Annotated in this window: 19 protein-coding genes; 13 read left to right on the top strand and 6 right to left on the bottom strand. The window is 37.0% G+C overall.

Translation table 11 applies throughout. The features are described 5' to 3' along the window. Positions 1-15 precede the first annotated feature (15 nt). The 6 genes from AB4Y30_RS17080 to AB4Y30_RS17055 all read left to right on the top strand — a co-directional run bounded on the left by AB4Y30_RS17080 (position 16) and on the right by AB4Y30_RS17055 (position 5,058). Positions 16-1,290 carry an amidohydrolase gene (locus AB4Y30_RS17080; protein ID WP_368653387.1) on the top strand — a complete coding sequence of 425 codons (1,275 nt, stop codon included), beginning with the start codon at positions 16-18 and terminating at the stop codon, positions 1,288-1,290. A gap of 52 nt (positions 1,291-1,342) precedes the next feature. Continuing rightward, complete coding sequence (locus AB4Y30_RS17075) at positions 1,343-2,977, top strand: amidohydrolase (RefSeq protein ID WP_368653386.1); 1,635 nt, start codon at positions 1,343-1,345, stop codon at positions 2,975-2,977. 139 nt (positions 2,978-3,116) lie between these two features. Continuing rightward, on the top strand, positions 3,117-3,263 hold the full coding sequence (locus tag AB4Y30_RS17070; RefSeq protein ID WP_368653385.1) for a hypothetical protein: 147 nt from the start codon (positions 3,117-3,119) through the stop codon (positions 3,261-3,263). Between the two features lie 394 nt (positions 3,264-3,657). Further along, positions 3,658-4,158, top strand: a complete 501-nt coding sequence (locus AB4Y30_RS17065; RefSeq protein WP_368653384.1) for an arsinothricin resistance N-acetyltransferase ArsN1 family A — start codon at positions 3,658-3,660, stop codon at positions 4,156-4,158. Positions 4,159-4,388: 230 nt separating this feature from the next. Continuing rightward, positions 4,389-4,664: a YwdI family protein gene (locus AB4Y30_RS17060; protein WP_368653383.1), complete on the top strand. Its 276-nt coding sequence runs from the start codon at positions 4,389-4,391 to the stop codon at positions 4,662-4,664. A gap of 22 nt (positions 4,665-4,686) precedes the next feature. Continuing rightward, positions 4,687-5,058: a DUF423 domain-containing protein gene (locus AB4Y30_RS17055; RefSeq protein ID WP_368655248.1), complete on the top strand. Its 372-nt coding sequence runs from the start codon at positions 4,687-4,689 to the stop codon at positions 5,056-5,058. A 5-nt stretch (positions 5,059-5,063) separates the two neighbouring features. On the opposite strand, the gene AB4Y30_RS17050 is transcribed toward AB4Y30_RS17055, so the two are convergent. The 5 genes from AB4Y30_RS17050 to AB4Y30_RS17030 all read right to left on the bottom strand — a co-directional run bounded on the left by AB4Y30_RS17050 (position 5,064) and on the right by AB4Y30_RS17030 (position 8,510). After that, positions 5,064-5,312, bottom strand: a complete 249-nt coding sequence (locus tag AB4Y30_RS17050) for a hypothetical protein (RefSeq protein ID WP_368653382.1) — start codon at positions 5,310-5,312, stop codon at positions 5,064-5,066. 81 nt (positions 5,313-5,393) lie between these two features. Continuing rightward, positions 5,394-5,951 (bottom strand): spore coat protein GerQ, encoded by a 558-nt coding sequence (gene gerQ / locus AB4Y30_RS17045; protein WP_368653381.1) that lies wholly within the window; start codon positions 5,949-5,951, stop codon positions 5,394-5,396. Positions 5,952-6,031: 80 nt separating this feature from the next. Then, positions 6,032-6,457: a cell wall hydrolase gene (locus AB4Y30_RS17040; RefSeq protein WP_368653380.1), complete on the bottom strand. Its 426-nt coding sequence runs from the start codon at positions 6,455-6,457 to the stop codon at positions 6,032-6,034. Positions 6,458-6,684: 227 nt separating this feature from the next. Continuing rightward, on the bottom strand, positions 6,685-7,434 hold the full coding sequence (gene hemQ, locus AB4Y30_RS17035) for a hydrogen peroxide-dependent heme synthase (RefSeq protein ID WP_368653379.1): 750 nt from the start codon (positions 7,432-7,434) through the stop codon (positions 6,685-6,687). Between the two features lie 224 nt (positions 7,435-7,658). After that, on the bottom strand, positions 7,659-8,510 hold the full coding sequence (locus AB4Y30_RS17030; protein WP_368653378.1) for a biotin/lipoate A/B protein ligase family protein: 852 nt from the start codon (positions 8,508-8,510) through the stop codon (positions 7,659-7,661). A gap of 120 nt (positions 8,511-8,630) precedes the next feature. Here AB4Y30_RS17030 and AB4Y30_RS17025 point away from each other — a divergent pair, with 120 nt between their 5' ends. Then, entirely contained in the window at positions 8,631-9,920 is a 1,290-nt protein-coding gene (locus tag AB4Y30_RS17025) for an HD domain-containing protein (RefSeq protein WP_368653377.1), read from the top strand. 32 nt (positions 9,921-9,952) lie between these two features. Continuing rightward, positions 9,953-10,471 carry a YwhD family protein gene (locus AB4Y30_RS17020; RefSeq protein ID WP_368653376.1) on the top strand — a complete coding sequence of 173 codons (519 nt, stop codon included), beginning with the start codon at positions 9,953-9,955 and terminating at the stop codon, positions 10,469-10,471. Positions 10,472-10,631: 160 nt separating this feature from the next. On the opposite strand, the gene AB4Y30_RS17015 is transcribed toward AB4Y30_RS17020, so the two are convergent. Further along, positions 10,632-12,683, bottom strand: a complete 2,052-nt coding sequence (locus AB4Y30_RS17015; protein ID WP_368653375.1) for a transglycosylase domain-containing protein — start codon at positions 12,681-12,683, stop codon at positions 10,632-10,634. Positions 12,684-12,905: 222 nt separating this feature from the next. Between AB4Y30_RS17015 and AB4Y30_RS17010 the strand changes: the two genes are divergently transcribed. From AB4Y30_RS17010 to AB4Y30_RS16990, 5 genes are all read left to right on the top strand, one after another. Next, positions 12,906-13,340: a DUF1934 domain-containing protein gene (locus tag AB4Y30_RS17010; protein WP_368653374.1), complete on the top strand. Its 435-nt coding sequence runs from the start codon at positions 12,906-12,908 to the stop codon at positions 13,338-13,340. Further along, positions 13,341-15,011, top strand: a complete 1,671-nt coding sequence (gene argS / locus AB4Y30_RS17005) for an arginine--tRNA ligase (RefSeq protein ID WP_368653373.1) — start codon at positions 13,341-13,343, stop codon at positions 15,009-15,011. Positions 15,012-15,237: 226 nt separating this feature from the next. After that, positions 15,238-17,325, top strand: coding sequence for a heterodisulfide reductase-related iron-sulfur binding cluster (locus AB4Y30_RS17000; protein WP_368653372.1), 2,088 nt, complete (start codon positions 15,238-15,240; stop codon positions 17,323-17,325). A 196-nt stretch (positions 17,326-17,521) separates the two neighbouring features. Further along, positions 17,522-18,709, top strand: a complete 1,188-nt coding sequence (locus AB4Y30_RS16995; RefSeq protein ID WP_368653371.1) for an acetyl-CoA C-acetyltransferase — start codon at positions 17,522-17,524, stop codon at positions 18,707-18,709. Positions 18,710-18,748: 39 nt separating this feature from the next. Then, positions 18,749-19,600: a 3-hydroxybutyryl-CoA dehydrogenase gene (locus AB4Y30_RS16990; RefSeq protein ID WP_368653370.1), complete on the top strand. Its 852-nt coding sequence runs from the start codon at positions 18,749-18,751 to the stop codon at positions 19,598-19,600. Positions 19,601-19,839 lie beyond the last annotated feature (239 nt).

Raw genomic sequence — 19,839 nt, 5'->3', positions numbered from 1 at the left:
GATAAGGATGAGAAAATGGATACTTTTATGCTCGCAAAACAAGCAGAGGAATATGTAGTAGGACTTTACCGAGATTTGCATGAACATCCCGAGATAGGTATGCAGGAAGAACGAACAATTCAAGTGATTGTAGATGAATTAAGCAAACTGGGAATAGAAAATGAAATAATTCCGCATGGAGGAATTATTGGAATTATTGAGGGGGATCGTCCTGGGAAAACGATTGTGCTACGAGCTGATATTGATGCATTACCAATGAAGGAAGAGCCGAATAATTTAAAACAACCTAAGGTGGTTGTTTCCCAGGATGATCGTGCTGCACATACATGCGGACATGATGGACATACGGCAATGTTACTTGGTGCAGCGAAAATTTTAGTAGAAAATAAACAAGCTCTTGAAGGAAAGGTAATCCTTGCTTTCGAACAAGGAGAAGAAGTAGGTGGAGGAATTTACCGAATTCTATCTAGACTAGTAGAAATGGGAGCAGATGGTATATGGGGAATCCATCTGAAATCAGATATTCCAACAGGGAAAATTTCTGTAGATGCTGGTCCACGCATGTCAGGGGTTTCGGGTTTCCAGGTTACTATTAAAGGAAAGAGTGGTCATGGATCTAGACCTGATTTATCCTTCTCGCCAGTTGATTGTTTTACTGATTTTCATCAAAGTTTACAAGCAATGCGCTTAAAGTCTTTAGATCCATTTATGCCAATTACATATTCTATTGGCAGTGTTTCAGCAGGAATGGCAGCAAACGTAATTCCAGAGGAGCTAGCATTTAGTGGTACTATTCGCTACTTACATTATGAACAAGGGTTGGCAGGTGCAGAAGAGTTTATTCGATTATTAGAAAGAAAATGTGAGGAATACCATTGTACCTATCATTTTGATATGAAGCCTGTAGCTCGAAACTTGTCCGTCTATAATGAGGAAACTTGTGCAGGTATTGCAGAACAGGCTATTAAAAAGGCTATAGGGGAGGATGTTGTCTATTCATACCCAGCTTGGATGGCATCAGAGCCATTTTCCTTTTATCAAAAGTATTTTCCAGGAGTTTTTGCTTTTGTGGGAATTGAAAGTAAAGAGAAGGGCACAGGTGCAGAGCATCATAATGCATTTTTTGAAATAGATGAAGATGCGCTTCCGTTTGGTGTTGCTGCAACGGTGCAATATGCGATTGACTTTTTACAATCCAATGTGTCAATTGATTATCCTAGAGAAAGCCAAAGTGTTGCAGACTTTTTTAAAGAGATGAATACAAAGCCATATGAACCACCAGTAGTGTAAAAGTAAATTTAGACACCAATGCTTAGACTAATAAGGAAAAGGAGATTTACAGATGGTATACGCAGATGTAATTATTACGAATGCAAATGTTATTACACTAGATAAGAAAAGCAGTAGAGCAGGGTCTGTAGCAATAAAAGATGGATTAATTAGTGGAATTTGGCAGGATAAAGAACCACCCCGTGGAGAAATAGAAGATATAGAGAATTTAACCATTATAGATGCTGAGGGAGGTACACTGATTCCAGGTTTTATTGATACACATACACACCTAGGTGGCTATGGCTTGCAGAAGAAGCATGTCAATTGTGGCAGTCCATTAAATAAGTCGATTGCAGATATCCAAAAGCGTATAGCAGATAAAGTTGCGAATACGCCAGCTGGTGAATGGATTATTGGTTATGCATATGATGATACATTATTAGCGGACAAACGGCATCCAAATCGAGCTGACTTAGACAAAATAGCTCCAAATCATCCTGTTCATATTAATCATATCTCAGGACATTTTGGTGTAATTAATTCAAAAGGACTTGAAGTAGCTGGTATGGATGATTCAGTAAAAGATCCAGAAGGAGGTCATTTTGGACGTGATGAGGCTGGTTCACTTGATGGAGTGCTGTATGAAACAGCAAACCTTGTGATCCGTAAATTTTTACCTTCTTCTACACTAGAAGAGTATGTTAAGCAAATTGGTGAAGGTGCTAAAGATTATTTAGCCCAAGGGATTACAACAGCAAATGATGCAGCAATTCGTGATGAATTAGATTTACAAGCCCATATAGCGGCTGCCAAACAGCAGGTAAATCCGATGCATATGCGCTTGATGATTATGCATGATATGCTTCGAAATCATGATTTATTTAAAGAGAAGACAGCAGAAGAGGTAGATCATTATTTGGATGAACATTCAGAAGGGCGTGTGCGCTTAGATAGCGCAAAAATGTTTCAGGATGGTTCCATTCAGGGCTTAACAGGAGCCTTAAGAGAACCATATCATACAGATTCAGACTTGTACGGGGATTTTATCTTTGATCAATCCTTTTTAAATGAAGAGGTTGCTCATCTTCACCGACGAGGATTCCGAATGGCGATTCATGGTAATGGAGATCGCGCTATTGGTTCAATTTTAGATGCATATGAGTTAGCCATTGCAAAATATCCCCGCACAGATCATCGGCATCGTATTGAGCATGTCCAAACAGCAACTGTCGCTGATCTTGATCGCATGCAGCGTTTACAAGTAGCGGGCTCATTTTTTATCAATCATGTATATTATTGGGGAGACCGTCACAAGGCGTTATTTTTAGGCCCTGATCGTGCTCGAAGAATAAGCCCATTAGCAGAAGCGCAGGAGCGGAATTTACTCTTTACATTACATTCAGATTGTCCGGTAACACCAGTATCCCCATTATTTTCTATTTGGGCAGCTGTCAATCGTGTAACTCGAGAAGGGCATGTTTTAGGTCCTGAGCAGCGAATTGACGTAGAAACAGCTCTACGCACCATGACAATCGATGGAGCAAAATTGAACTTTAATGAAGATATTGCCGGAAGCATAGAGGTTGGTAAGCAAGCAGATCTTGCATTACTTGGAGCAGATCCTACTGCGATTAATCCAATGGAAATTATTGATGTACCAGTATTAAAGACAATTATTGGTGGTAAGGTTGTTTTTGAAAAATAATTAAAAGTATTATATGTTATTTCTTCTATAAGAATTCGTAATTATTTCAATATTCAATATTGAATAAATATAAATATACCGTTATAATGAACAAACTAAGTAATATAAGACGTTATAAAGTTGGAAAGGATGTAGCGTAATGGAGAACTTTTTACAGGTATGTGAAGATACAGAAAAAAGGCTTCATCGAAAATTGCAAAAGGAAGAGCTGCAATTTTTACAATGGATGTGTGAGCGCTATGCAGAAGAACAACAAAAAAACGAAAAAATGTGCGGTGTGCAATAAGAAAATTGGATTTTACAACTTATAGGATGAATACTTGAAGAAGCGTTTTTATAGCAGTGTACTGGGCGCGCGACTCTCATTGCAATGAGACTGTAAAGGGTCACATAAGTGGGGTAGTTAAAAAGGAAAGGCTTTAACGATGCGTGGCCTAATGAAGAAAACAATTATGCAAAGTTGGCGTGGTGTTAGACTGCGCCAACTTTTGTGTTTTAGATTTAAATATTTTGCCGAAACAAAAATTTTATCGATAAATTCTCTGAGGATAGTTGCATCTAACTTTTCCAGCAAGGTACTATGAGGAAGAAGAATATTCTAAGCTCTAATAGTGATCTCTTTACTGGGGTATATTTGACTTTATCACGTATTGATTAATGATATAGGAAGAGGTAATTTAATGAATATTAGAAAAGTAGAAGCAAAAGACTTATCGGAAATATTAAACATTTATAACCAAGGAATAGAGGATAGAGTCGCTACGCTTGAAGTGAAGTTAAAAAATCAAGAAGATATCGATTCTTGGTTTCTCCAGCATCAAAATAGATATGTTGGGTTAGTTGCAGAAGATGAAAAAACAAATATCATCGGCTGGTCAGCCATAAACCCTTATAATTCTAGAGAAGTTTACAAAGGGGTAGGGGAAGTTTCTATCTACATTCATCGAGACTTTAGAGGACAAGGGGTGGGGCAAAAATTACTGAAGCAACTTGAGATAGAAGCATTGAATCATGATTTTTATAAGTTAGTTTTATTTACTTTCCCATCTAATGATTTAGGTCAAGGATTATATAATAAATTGCAATATCGCCAAGTAGGAATATTTAAGAATCAAGGAATTCTTGATGGTAAATTTGTAGATGTTATGGCGATGGAAAAAATAATTAATGAAAATATGTAAAGGATACACTAAAAAATTAGGAAGGATAATGAAAAATAGAGATCTGTTGTCAATCACAAGAAGAACTACAACAAATAAGGAATAATACAGATACCTGCATCTACTGAACTAGTCCAAGAGAAAACTATAATCTTTAGTAAAAAAACTGTCATGATTCTAACGTTTATCTAAATGCTTCTCATGATATACTTTAAACGTAAAGGGTATAAAAAAGAAAAGGAGTATTGGGTGTGACTATTTCTAATAACACAGTTTTACAAAAAATGATGAAAGAGTTGCAGGAAGCACAAATTCAACAACAACATAATCAAGATATTACTATTCATATATCAAAAATTTATATGCTATGTGAATTATTATTGGATAAACAAGAAAGTGGTTCACCGCTGGATGCAACTCAACAGGAACAGATAGCTATGTTCGGTGAAATACGAGCAAGTAAAGAAGACAAACATGAGAAAATAGATCATGAAGATGCAAACGGAGATTCGATCTTCGATTTCTAAGAGAGGGGTAAAGGGTAGCATGATAAAAATATTTTTATTATTAGGTGCTATTAATGGCTTCCTAGCTGTAGCGCTAGGTGCTTTTGGTGCACACGGATTAGAAGGGAAATTAACAGATAAAATGTTGAACACCTGGGAGAAGGCGGTTCAATATCAAATGTTTCACACAGTCGCATTATTTATTACAGGGTTATTGATGATGAAGATACAAAGCGCTGGTATGGTTTGGGCAGGATGGTCATTCTTTGCAGGAATTCTGCTATTCTCAGGTAGCTTATATTTATATTCCATAACAGGTACAAAAATATTAGCAATGATTACTCCATTTGGTGGTGTGTTGTTCTTAGTTGGTTGGGTATTATTAGGTTACGCTATCATGAAGTATATCAGCTAATTTTGTCAGATAAATAATAGACAAGTAGCAATGATAAGGAGTATGACTGCTTTAGCTGCATGCTTTAATGCATGTTGTATTTCACTGATGGAAAGAGCGATAATTCCTTCACAAATGATACTAAAAGCAATGCAGTAGATGGAAAGATATAACATGAAAATAAATGATGTAATCCATGCGAGGAGCCCACAAATAATTGCTAAAACAGTCAGGGCAATTTCAGCAAGAATGTATCTTTCATGAGGATGTCTCATCGGAACGCTCCTTCCATTAGTAAAAGTAAACACCTATAATGGATGACACGAGAAATAGAAGCCCGTGTCATCCTTTTTCATTCAACGAGGAGAAGATGTTGTAAAGAAATTGGCATTTGGGTTAGCTTGTGGCAGATGATAATTAATTCTTTCTTCAAATAAAACATAATCTAGGTAAATCATTAACAGTAAATATCTTTCATTAGAATCAGGATCACTCAATATAATATGATCTCTACCTGCTGCCTCTATATTCCCCGTAAATGTTTGCTGGTTTTTATCAGGAAAGGTCATATAAACAACCACTCTTTTGCCACGATTTAAACGCAAAATATTTTCAATATAGGATTGCTGCATTGGTAACATGCCCTGGATATGGCCGTCAGAAGATGGCATTTCTCGCTCTTGTTGGACATCATGTGAGAACTGAGCTTCACGTGCTTCAGTTGCTTCTTGATATTCCCCTGCTGATTCAGTCACTTGATTTTCTTCAAATCTTTGTACATTTTCTTGAACTTGCTGATGTGGTTGCCTCGGCGAAAAGGACGGATGGTATACTGGCTGTGATTGTGGATAGTAATAAGGGAAGACAGGGTATGGATAAGGAAAAGAGCGATTTACCTGATTTTGATTATTCATTAAAAAACCTCCAATTCATCTTATAAAAGCTTATGAGAAAAAATAAAAAAACATGCTAATGAGGAACATATCCAATTTTCTCATCGATATACTTGAGGACATTCGCTAGCGGTTGGAGCAAAAAAGCAGTGTGCTTTATATCTACCTGTATTCCATTGGCCAAACCATTGCTCTGGACAGTTTCCTTCAGGTCGAAAAAACCAAAGTGAACTCGTTGCTGGATGAAACATTTCACCACGGATAACGCGCCTAGCAAGCTCAATATCTATATCTCTCGCACGTTGGTAAAAATAGCCCTTTTGTGTTGCTTCAAATCCACCGGGGCTTTGAAAAACCATATCTGTAATTGTGCGGACATTTGAAAAATCTAGACAGTCTGCTAGAACACGATTAATACCTGTATTTCCAACCATTAGCATTCCTAGCTGACCATCACCTTCAGCTTCTGCACGCATTAGTCTTGCCAGTAGTGCAACTTGCTCTTCATTTGCTGCAATAACAGCCAAAGCTATCACCTCACTCTGTATATCTGTATGCTAGGCTTTTATAGATGTTTCATTTTTATCGGTAATTTTAATTTTTGTTAATAAAAAATGATCGCCAACCCTAGAAGCTGAATACATATAAAACAGTGGGAGGCTCGAAAAATAATGGGGATAAAAGAGACCAAAAATTAAAAAGGCATCTTTGTTTATCCAAATGGGATATACAAAGATGCCTCCTATTTTTATGATTAAACGTGTAGGTAAGTCGCTAAATCTTCTTTAGGGAGGTGGTTTCCAATAAAGAATTCACCAAATTCTCCGTATTTAGAAGATGCAATATCATAACGCATTTCATAAACAATTTTCTTTAATTGTAATACGTCATTTGCAAATAAAGTTACGCCCCATTCCCAGTCATCAAAGCCTGTTGAGCCGGTAATGAATTGTTTTATCTTATTCGCATATTTACGTCCAGTTTTACTGTGCTCATAAAGCATTTTTCCACGTTCACTTTTTTCTAGTGTATACCAGTTTTCATCTCCATGACGACGACGATCCATTGGATAGAAAGAAATATGGTTCCATTTTGGTAAAATTGGACGTAGACGAGCTTGTGTTTCAGGTAATGTTTCTGGATCAATACCAGCTTTTTGAGGCTGATATTTTGATAATTCAATTACAGAAACAAATGAGTGAGCAGGAAGTAAGAATTCTGCAAATGTAGATTTGTTAATTTCTGTTTCTAAATCAGAAATTTCCTCCATTGTCGGGCGAAGGAACATGAACATAAGATCTGCTTTCTGACCAATGACTTTATAAACAACGTGACTTCCGTTTTCTGCAGCTTCCACTGCTTCCCATGCTGTTAAAAGTCCTTCAAACTCTTTAATTGCTGATTGGCGTTTTTCGCTAGAAGCTCCCTTCCATGCTGTCCAATCGATAGAGCGCATATCATGTAGGCAATACCAACCATCCATTGTTTCTACTGCTTCAACCATTGATAATCCTCTCCTTTAAAAAAATAATTTTAATTAGCAAAGTCTCCTACCTGCTAATGGCTAGATAAAATAATCGAGTTTTTAAATAAAACGCGATTAATAATATAAGAAAATGATTTAAAAATATGTAGCACTATATCTAGTATACCCATTTTTTACTAACTTTGTATGAAACAATCTTAACAAATTAATGAACCTTATAAGGATGTCATGCTAGATCAAAATTACTGCAAAGCAGCCAGCTTCTCATTGCGTTTCACCATTTGCTGGAACCGAGCTTGAAATCGTTCTAGTTCATAGGATGAAAAAGGCATTGTAATCACATTATCACTTAATTCGATTAGTGATAACTGAACCCGCTCTCGCATATCATCCATCGTAAGAGGCTGTCCTAATAATTGTGCTAAGGATCCCATTTTTTCATGTTCAACCGTAGGATAATTAAACTTCGTTTCTTGATTTTTTAAGCTAATATCATAAAAATGTCGAATGAGCTTTGCGCGTTTTTCACTATTCCCATTGACATCAAGATAGATTTGAACAGCTGCCCCGTCTTGAACTCGGCGCTGGGAAATGCCTGCAAATTTAATACCCCGAATACTCAAGTCATAATCACCAGGACAGTAAGAGCCTGTAATTTCATATGCTTTAATCTGATCTGTTAAATCTCGTAATGAATATTGAACAAACCGATACATCATATCATAGCAATCATGGATAGAGATTTTTTTTGCATTTGGAATGATTAATGAAATATTTAATACCTCTTCGTCTAATACGACAGCTAACCCCCCCGAGTTGCGAATTACCACATGATAGCCTGCTTGGGTAAGAAATTGTACACCTTCTTCTACATATGGTAATCTTCCATCTGGTATGCCGAGCACGACAGTATTGGGGTGTACCCAAAGTCGCATTGTTGCCGGGGACAGTTTATTACTAATAGATAATGCCAAGGCATCATCAATTCCAAATGATGTCATGCTTGTAAAGGGTATCTGTTGAAAAGTGTTTATTTTTGTATGATCTACCCAGCGAAATGTTTTGTCTTGAAATATTTCCTTAATATTGTTCATGAATAGTCTCCCAGATACAGAAGTGTCAATAAGCATACGCCTTCTGCTTTTGTTATCGTCATAAGTACTATATAATAATATATATTAAATAGAAGTCGCTCTCAAGAAACGGGTGATTAGATGAGTTATCAAAATGAGCAAATGAATGAAGTAAAAGTATTTAAAGATCCAGTTCATCGGTATGTTCATGTTAGAGATCGAGTGATCTGGGATTTGATTGCGACACCTGAGTTTCAACGATTACGTCGGATTAGGCAATTAGGTACAACATATCTAACCTTCCATGGTGCGGAGCATAGTCGTTTTCATCATTCACTAGGTGTATATGAGATTGTCCAACGAATGACGAATAATTTTACTGACGATCCAGAATGGAACAAGGAGGATCGCCTCCTATGTCTCTGTGCAGCCTTGCTTCATGATCTTGGACATGGCCCATTTTCACATTCCTTTGAAAAGGTATTTCATATTGATCATGAGGATTTTACAAGGGCAATTATTTTAGGGGATACGGGAGTTAATAAAGTGCTCTCTCGCGTTTCAGAGGATTTCCCTGAAAAAGTAGCGTCTGTTATTGCTAAAACATATGAGAATAAACTAGTCGTTAGTTTAATTTCCAGCCAAATTGATGCAGATCGTATGGATTATTTACAAAGAGATGCTTATTTTACTGGAGTTAGCTACGGACATTTTGATATGGAAAGAATCTTGCGTGTGATGCGACCTACTCCGGAGCAAGTAATCATTAAATCAACAGGAATGCATGCGGTAGAGGATTATATTATGAGTCGCTACCAAATGTATTGGCAAGTCTATTTTCATCCGGTGACACGCAGTGCTGAAGTGATTTTAACGAAAATTTTAGATCGTGCAAAACATTTATATGAAATGGATTATCAATTTAAATTACAGCCGACACATTTTCTTTCCTTCTTTGCGGAGAATATTTCATTGGAGGATTATTTGCGTCTTGACGAAATGATTGTTCATTATTATTTTCAGCAATGGCAAGAGGAAGAAGATGTTGTTTTAAAAGATTTATGTGCACGTTTCATAAATCGTCGTCTTTTTAAATATATTGATTTTGACCCGTATCTCCAGCAGGAAGCGTATAAGCAACTAGAGATGCTCTTTGCAGAAGCGGGAATAGATCCGACTTATTATTTAGCAGTTGATGCTTCATCTGATTTACCTTATGACTATTATGAATCGGCAGAAGAAGAAAGAGTACCGATTTATTTATCCATGCCAAACAATGAATTAAAAGAGCTATCTAGTCATTCAGATGTTGTTGAAGCGATTTCAAGAAAGAAAAGAACAGATAGTAAATTATATTATCCGAAAGATTTTTTAGAAAATATCGAGAATGAAGAAATAAAACAAGCGATAAAACAAATACTGTTTTCATAGAATTATTGTAAAAAATAGAAGGAGGATTCTTCATGAAATTCGAACCATCTCCCAAGAAAAGGCAGCAATTTACGATTATTAATGATGACTCCACTAGTGGACATGGTGGCTTTGGTGTAGGTGCTATTAGCTTAGAAAATATGTCTTCGGTGATTATTGATCCAAATGAAGGAAATGCTTATTTGGATATGAATGCAATGCATGCTCGAAGTGATATAGAGCGACGTGTAAAATATTTTCCTGATAAGGCTGAGGTGCCAGACGGGAAATTATACTGGATTGCTTGGGTAACAACTGAGCAAAATGATCATGGTCCTTTTTATTATGGTGTAGCAGCTAGTGAGTTAAGAATAGATCGTCCGAATAAAAAGGCATATAAAAGTCTTGGCGAGCATGTAACACATATGGAGAAATCATTAAAAGGAAAAATTATTGTTGAACATATGGATGATTATTCTAAAGAGCTATTGGCAAATTATTTATCGAGCTTTAACGAAGATATGTGGAATAACTCCAGTGATAGCTTGAAAGAAGCTTTATTGAAAAAGTGAACAAATTGTGAAAGATAATGAATTGATACGATAAATCTTGTGCTTTTTGTATGGAATTTGTAATATAATATATACATGGGCGACTATGTATTACTAGGACAATAAAGAAACCGACTCAGAGGATAGGAAGTCTATCCTACTAGGGTCGGTCTCTTTATGTTTAACGTATGAAAAAGTCTAATAGCCGCTGAATTAAACCTTTTTCAGAATCCTTTTCTTGTTGATCTTCTGCTAAATGTTTAGTGCAATACTCGGTTGGCTCTGTTCCCTTTTTAAAATAGGTATGTCTGCTGTTTGGACAATCAGGTGTAGCAAGTAAGCCTGTTTCTACATCGATTGGTACAGAAATAACATTTTTGGGAGGTATAAAATCTTCCTCTTCTGTTTGCTGGTGAGCTACCTCCATAAATGCTGCCCAAATTCTTTTCGCAAAGGTAAGTTCAGCGACCTTTTCGATGGAGCGGTTATCATCGTATCCTGTCCAGACACTTGTTACGAGAGAGGGGCTGTAACCAATCATCCAGCTGTCAGAAGGAGTAGTGCCTGACTTCCCAGCGTATGCCCTTGTTAATTCATTGATAATTGGTGCTCCAGTTACTGTTGTATAGCCATTCAATAAAGGATCAAACATACCTGTTAATAAATCTGTTATCACAAAAGTATTTTCTTCCAGCAATATTTGCTTCGTTTTTTTTGCATCTTCTGTAAACACGGTTTTCCCATTAGCGTCGACGATTTTTTCAATAGTATGTCCCTCAACCTGTTTACCGCCATTTGCGAATATACTATATGCTGTTGTCATTTCCTTTACACTGACAGATGCAGTCCCAAGAGCAAGAGACGGAACATTTGGCAGAGAACTAGTAATGCCTAGGTTTCTAGCGGTTTGAATAAATGAATCTAATCCTACATAAAAAAATGTTTTCACAGCGTAAATATTGTCAGATAAGGCAATTGCCTGTGCGAGTGTGATTGGTTTATTCGCATAATAACCGTTAAAGTTGCTAGGCTGATATGTTTCCTCTTGATTCATCTGGAAAATAGTAGGCTTGCTGATTAAGGAAGTACTAGGATTGAATCCTTTTTCTAAAGCGGCATAGTATAGAATCGGCTTAAAGGTTGATCCTGGCATACGCTTTGCGGTAACTGCGCGGTTATAAGAGCTTTGCTGATAGTCCTTCCCACCAATTAACGCTTTAATTGCTCCTGTATGAGGATCCATAGCCATTGCCCCGATTTCCAGTTCACTTTGATTTGTTGTTACAAGCTGACTACTCTCTTCCAGTTCTTGCTGTAGTTCTTTGTTCAAGGTTGTATAAATATGATATCCCTTTGTGCGTACTTCTTCTTGAGGAATATGTAATAAATTAGCAGCTTCTTCTAGTACAGTATCTTGAAAGTATGGGGCAATCTGAGTTTGTTTTATTTGTCCACTTTCTTGAAAGTGGAGTTTTTCATTTTTTGCCTGATCCCATTCTTCCTCTGTAATTTTTCCTTGCTGATACATGAGGTCGAGGATAAGCTGTTGTCTATTAGTAGCCCTTTCCTCATTATGTAAGGGAGAATAATAGGTCGGACCTTTTGGAATTCCCACTAGCATGGCTGATTCGGCTATAGTTAAATCTTCTGCGTTCTTTTGAAAGAAATATTGACTTGCCGCTTCAATTCCATACGCCCCATGTCCAAAGTAAATCGTATTTAAATATCCCTCTAAAATCTCTTCTTTTGAATAATGCATCTCTAATCGGAGAGTGTAGAAGGCTTCTTTCCATTTACGTTCCCATGTTTTTTCATGAGTTAAATAGAGATTACGAGCATATTGCTGAGTGATTGTACTTGCTCCTGCTTTTAAAGTTGCTGCTTGTATATTGATGAATATGGACCTGATAATTCCAAAGTAATCAAATCCATGATGTGTATAGAAATGTTTATCCTCGACAGCTATGATCGCTTCTTTCACATGATCAGGAATTTCAGAAAGAGGTATCCAGTGTTGTTGTCCTACACCAGAGACACTGGATACTTCAGCTATCTTTTCGCCTGTGTCACTGTAAATCGCACTATTTTGTTTAAGCGATAACGGTGGGGGACCAAGGATAAAGCTGATGAGACAAACTGTGATAAATGCTGAAAAAGAGATGATAAAAAACCACGAAATCAGCTTAAATAGGAGAGATTTTTTTCTTTTCTTAAAGTTTTTTTTCTTATTCATAGACGTTAACTCCAAATCCGCACAGATGAACTACTGACCAAACCTTCTATCTTGAGAAACCTAATGAGAAGATTTATTTGATGTCATTATGTAGCTATAGTATAGGATTTAAAAAATAAAAATAAACAAATTATTTTTGATGGTCGCTTGTCCTTGTAAATGAAGCCCATTTCCTACTATAATAATGTATCGAAGATTCTTTTAAGCTAGGAGCGGTTATATATGCAGCAAAATGGTCCAGTAATGATTAGGTTAGAGATGACCATTGAAGACCAAGGGGAAAAAGAATATAGTAAAACGGAGCATGCAGGAGAGTATTTTGAGAAACGGCATTTTCATGTCCTTAAGTATGAAGAAGAATTAGATACGGGGGCACGCATCCATAATCAGATTACCATCCAGCCGAAAAAAGTGATTATTAAACGCACAGGTGGTATTGCGATGACCCAACAATTTATGAAAGAAAAAATGACAGAAGGCGTTTATGAACATCCACATGGGAATTTTCATATGGAAACATTTACTAATAGATTGAAACATAGCCAGTTTAAAGACAGTGAGCAGGGTGAATTGCATCTGATGTATACAGTGAAATTAAATGGAATGAATGAACGGAAGCATGAATTAAAGCTAACGTATCAAAGGGAGGCTAACTAAGTGAGTATATTATCTCAAACGGAAGATCAGTTAAAACAAGAAATTGCAGTAGCAGCTCAAAAGGCGAATTTAGCAACAGAAGCTGAATTGCCAAATATTGTATTAGAAAAGCCAAAGGATAAAGCACATGGAGACTTTGCGACAAACATTGCGATGCAGTTAGCACGTATCGCAAAGAAAGCACCTAGACAAATTGCTGAAGAGCTTATTGGACAATTTGATAAGCAAGCAGCATCTGTAGAAAAAGTAGATATTGCTGGTCCTGGATTTATTAACTTTTTCATGAAGAAAGACTTTTTAGGTGAAGTAATTCCTGCTGTACTTCAAGCTGGAGAAGCATATGGACATACAAATGTTGGAGAAGGAAAAAAAGTACAAATCGAATTCGTTTCGGTTAATCCTACTGGCGCACTTCATTTAGGACATGCTCGTGGTGCAGCATTCGGAGATACTTTATGCAATGTACTAGCTGCAGCAGGCTATGAGGTAGATCGTGAATATTATATTAATGATGCTGGAAATCAAATTGATAATTTAGCTTTATCTATTGAAGCTCGTTATCTAGAAGCACTAGGCCAAGAAGTAACAATGCCTGCGGATGGCTATGTTGGGCCAGATATTATCAACATTGCTAAAGATATTATTGAAGCAGATGGAGATAAATGGCTAAAGGAAACGCAAGACGCACGCATCGCTTATTTTAAAGAATATGGTTTAAATTCCTTATTAAAGAAAATCGAAACTGATCTATCCGCATTCCGGGTTAATTTTGATCATTGGTTCTCAGAAAGAACACTTTATCAAGATGGACAAATTACAGATGCATTAGAGACGTTGAAAGAAAGAAATTATGTGTATGAGCAAGATGGAGCAACATGGCTACGCTCAACAGATTTTGGTGATGATAAGGACCGTGTATTAGTCAAGAAGGATGGTAGTTATACATACTTAACACCAGATATTGCTTATCATCGCAATAAATACGAACGAGGCTATGATAAGGTAATCAATGTTTGGGGTGCAGATCATCACGGCTATATTACGCGAATGGAAGCAGCAATTGAAGCACTCGGATATGATAAAGATAAATTTTTGGTAAAAATTATTCAAATGGTAAACTTGCTTGAGAGCGGTGAAACATTACGAATGAGTAAGCGTAAAGGTAATGCTGTTTCTTTACGTGAATTAATGGATGAAGTTGGTGTAGATGCGGTACGTTATTACTTTGTAACACGTTCCAATGATTCCCAGTTAGATTTTGATACAGAATTAGCCCGTTCCCAATCAAATGACAACCCTGTTTTCTATGTGCAATATGCGCATGCGAGAATTTGTACGATGTTAAAACAAGCAGAGAAGCAAGGCTTTGATTTGAATGCGGATTATGATGTTACTTTGCTTGTAGAGGAAAAAGAATTGGATTTACTTAAAAAACTTGGTGAATTTCCACAAGTAGTTACAAATGCAGCTCAAAAATATATGCCTCATATTGTAACGCAATATGTATATGATTTAGCAGCATTATTACACAGCTTCTACAATGCGGTAAAAGTCTTAGATGCAAATCAAAAAGATTTAACACAAGCACGTATTGCTTTAATTACAGCAGTTCGTCAAACCTTAGCAAATGCTTTGGAAATTATCGGTGTGAGTGCACCAGAACAAATGTAAAAATTAGCTTCTCTCTAAATGAGGGAAGCTAATTTTTTTCATCACAAGAAAATATTGGGTGTTTTATTGTAAGAAAAACAAAGAAATAGCTATGTTTTAATGACTTTTCTTATCCATTTTTCTTTAGCAACATGGTTGAAGTGTTGTAAATTTTCGGTATACTTAACGTTATATAGATAATTTGGAAATGAAATGAGGTTTTATTAATACAAAGGGGGAGACAGGAATGGACACATTTTTGCTCATTAACTTGCTAGCGTTCCTTGCTGTTGCAATCTATGGCTTATATTTATTCGTCAGAGTTGTAGCAACCCGTATAGCTTACATTAGACTTGGTAAAAAGTCTGAATTTGATGGGGAAATAAAAGAGCGCTTACAAAAGGTTTGGACGATGGTTTTTGGGCAATCAAAATTATTAAAGGACAAGAAATCAGGAATTATTCATGTCATGATGTTTTACGGATTCATCCTTGTTCAGTTTGGTGCCATTGACATGTTTATTAAAGGACTCGCACCGGATAAACACTTACCCTTAGGACCATTGTATCCTGGTTTTGTATTTTTCCAAGAGCTTGTTACATTAATGATTTTAGTTGCTGTAATATGGGCGTTTTACCGTCGATATGTGGAAAAGCTAGTGCGTCTGCAAAGAGGTTGGAAAGCTGGATTAGTACTAATATTTATTGGAACGTTAATGCTTTCTGTATTAATTGGAAATGGAATGGGCCAAATTTGGCATGGAACAGGAGCAACCTGGACGGAGCCTGTAGCAAGTATGATCGCAACAGTCTTTAGCTTCTTATCTCCTACAGCTGCAATGGTTCTTTTCTTTATCGCATGGTGGATACATACGATTACGTTACTAACGTTTTTAGTGTATGTACCACAATCAAAGCATGCACATTTAATTGCTGCACCAATTAATGTTTTCATCAGTAAGCAGGTTCCTGGCAAGCTTAAAAAATTAGATTTTGAATTTGACGAGGAAGCAGAGGAAGAAGAAGTATCCTTTGGAGTTGGAAAAATAGAAGACTTTGAACAACGTCAAATGCTCGATTTCTATGCTTGTGTAGAATGTGGACGTTGTACGAATGTGTGTCCAGCATCAGGAACAGGGAAAATGCTGTCCCCAATGGATATCATGATAAAGCTTCGTGATCATTTAACGGAAAAGGGAGCAGCAGTAACTGGTAAGACTTCTTGGGTCCCTGCATATGCATTTTCAAGTGCAAATGCAGTACCATCCAAAGAGGAAATGGAAAACATTAGCCTTATCGGTGACGTAATTACAGAAGAAGAGTTAGGGAATTGTACAACTTGTCGTGCTTGTGAAGATGCTTGTCCAGTAATGAATGAGCATGTTGGACAAATCATTGATATGCGCCGTTACCTAGTAATGACAGAAGGAAAGATGGACGCAGAAATACAACGCGCTGTAATGAATATTGAACGTCAAGGTAACCCATGGGGATTATCGAAGAAAGATCGTGAAAAATGGCGAGATCTAGATGAAAATGTATCGATTCCAACAACGAAAGAGCTGAAGAAGAAGGATGAGGAATTTGAATATCTTTTCTGGGTTAGTTCGATGGGATCTTATGATAATCGTAGCCAAAAGATTGCATTAGCATTTGCGAAGCTTCTTAATGAAGCAGGTATTAGCTTTGCTATTCTAGGTAATAAGGAAGCAAACTCTGGAGATACTGCTCGACGAATTGGAAATGAATTTTTATTCCAAGAAATTGCCGAGAAGAACATTAAGACATTTGAAAAAGAAGGCGTGAAAAAAATCGTCACGATTGATCCACACGCATATAATATTTTCAAGAATGAGTATCCAGATTTAGGATTTGAGGCTGAAGTGATTCACCATACTCAACTCTTATATGATTTAGTGATGAACGGGAAGTTAAAGCCTAAAAAAGCCATTAACAAACGTTTAACTTATCATGATTCTTGTTATCTAGGCAGGTACAATGGTGTTTATGATCCACCACGTGAAATATTAAAATCCATTCCAGGTCTTGAATTAGTGGAAATGGAGCGTCATGGCTCAAATGGTATGTGCTGTGGTGCAGGTGGAGGTCTAATGTGGACAGAAGAAACAACTGGAAACCGCATTAACGTAGCACGAACAGAACAAGCAATTGCTGTAAATCCATCTATTATTTCAAGTGCATGTCCTTTCTGCCTGACCATGTTAAGTGATGGAACAAAAGCAAAAGAAGTAGAAGAAGATATTAGTACAATGGATGTTGCAGAAATTCTAGCATTATCTGTTTTAGTAGAAGAAGAGCAAGAACAAATTGCATAACCAGCATGAATTTTTAGTTAATTCATGCTATAATGACAAATGTAAAAATAAGAAGATGAGGGAGTAGAGATGCTCCCTTTTTTAACAAATAAGGAATGAGCGAGCGTTCAATCAAATGAACCTTTTAAAGAATGCTTCCGCAAATGAGATTGTCCGAATATATAAAAGTGCTTTCGTTTAGAGGAGGAAATTTATTATGAAAAAGACAGTGATTATTTCTGGAGCAAGAACACCATTTGGAAAATTCGGCGGTGCACTGAAAAATTTATCAGCATCTGAATTAGGTGGTATCGCGATAAAGAGTGCAGTAGAACGCGCAAAAATAGATGGTGAAACAGTTGATGAGGTCATTATGGGAACCGTATTACAAGGAGGTCAAGGGCAAATCCCTTCACGTCAAGCAGCAAAAGAGGCTGGACTTCCATGGAGTGTAAAAACAGAAACGATTAATAAAGTTTGTGCTTCTGGACTACGTAGTGTTACATTAGCAGATCAGTTAATACGCTTAGGTGAAGAAGATACTATTATTGCTGGTGGTATGGAGAGCATGAGTAATGCCCCGTATTTCTTACCAGATGCACGCTGGGGTAATCGTATGGGAGATAAACGTGTAGTTGATCTAATGATACATGACGGTTTATCCTGCTCCTTTACTGGTGTGCATATGGGCACATATGGAAATGATACAGCAGAAGTGTTTGAATTATCACGAGAAGAGCAGGATCAATGGGCATATCGTAGTCATGAACGTGCGATAAAAGCAATAAACGAAGGTAAATTTACAGACGAAATTGTTCCTGTAGAGGTACCACAACGTAAAGGTGATCCAATTGTTGTAGATACAGATGAAGGACCCCGTGCAGATACAAGTGTAGAAGTTTTAGCAAAATTACGTCCAGCATTTGGACCAGAAGGAACGATTACAGCTGGAAATGCACCAGGAGTGAATGATGGTGCAGGAGCATTTGTATTAATGTCTGAAGATAAAGCAAAAGAGCTAGGTAAGGAAGTTATGGCAGTGATTTTAGGTCATGCAGAGGTTGCTGTAGAGGCTAAAAAATTCCCGCAAACCCCTGGGCTTGTTATTAATAAATTACTAGAGAAAACAGGAAAAACGCAGGAAGATATTGATTTATATGAAATTAATGAGGCTTTCGCAGCTGTTGCTTTAGCAAGTGGGAAGATCGCTAGGCTCGATCCTGAAAAGGTAAATGTAAATGGTGGAGCTGTTGCATTAGGCCATCCAATTGGTGCAAGTGGTGCACGTGTTATTTTAACATTAATTCATGAATTGAAACGTCGAGGAGGCGGCCTTGGTATTGCGGCAATTTGCAGTGGAGGCGGTCAAGGTGATGCAATGCTTATCGAAGTTCCAAAACAGTAATAAAGCAATTCTTGTAAATGTTGAGGGAGGAAATATAACATGGCGATAAAGAAAATCATGGTGATTGGTGCAGGGCAGATGGGTTCCGGTATTGCTCAAGTATGTGCACAAGCTGGATTCCATGTTGTTTTAAATGATATGAATGAAGCTGCATTAGAAAAAGGCTTAGGAAACATAGAAAAGCTACTAACGCGTGCGGTTGAAAAAGAACGAATCAATGAGGAAGATAAAGAAGCAACATTGGCACGCTTAACATCTTCATCATCTCTAGAAGCTTCATCAGATTGTGATTTAGTGATTGAAGCAGTTATAGAGAATATGGATGTCAAAGCAAGTGTATTTCAGCAGCTTGATGAAATTGCACCAGCACATGCTATTTTAGCTACAAACACATCCTCTTTACCAATTACAGATATTGCAGCATTAACAAAGCGTCCTGAACAGGTGATTGGTATGCATTTTATGAATCCAGTACCCGTGATGAAGCTTGTTGAGGTTATTAAAGGATTACAGACGAGTGAAGAAACTTATGAAACGATTCGAAATATCGCAATTAACTTAGGCAAAACACCTGTAGAAGTTAATGATTTCCCAGGGTTTGTTGCTAACCGAATTTTAATTCCAATGATTAATGAAGCGATTTATACCGTTTATGAAGGTGTAGCTTCTGTAGAAGATGTGGATACAGTGATGAAGCTAGGAATGAACCATCCAATGGGACCTCTAACCTTAGCTGATTTTATTGGACTGGATACCGTTCTAGCAATTATGGAAGTATTGCATGAAGGATTTGGTGATAGCAAGTATCGTCCATGTCCTCTCTTAAAGAAATATGTAAAAGCAGGCTGGCTTGGCAAGAAAACAGGTCGCGGATTTTACCAATATGATTAAAATAGAAAATAAATCTCTTGCATACTAGAAGCTCTAATGGCAAAATGATTTGCGGTAGGAGCGCAATCTGTATGGTATAAGAGAGATAAAATCTCAGTAGAAGTTATAGATTTTAATGGCAAGGTTGAGACAAAAATGTGATTAGCATAAAAAACGAATAAAGTTCAAATAAAGCGTAGGAAATATACGTAGACTCCTGTGGGAGGAAGGCCTAGGTGAGACCCCGGAGTGCGCACAGC

Source organism: Ornithinibacillus sp. 4-3, from assembly GCF_040958695.1.
Classification (GTDB): domain Bacteria; phylum Bacillota; class Bacilli; order Bacillales; family Amphibacillaceae; genus CALAMD01.
Note: the sequence above shows the minus strand (reverse complement) of the source record. Positions and strands in the feature narration are given on the sequence as shown.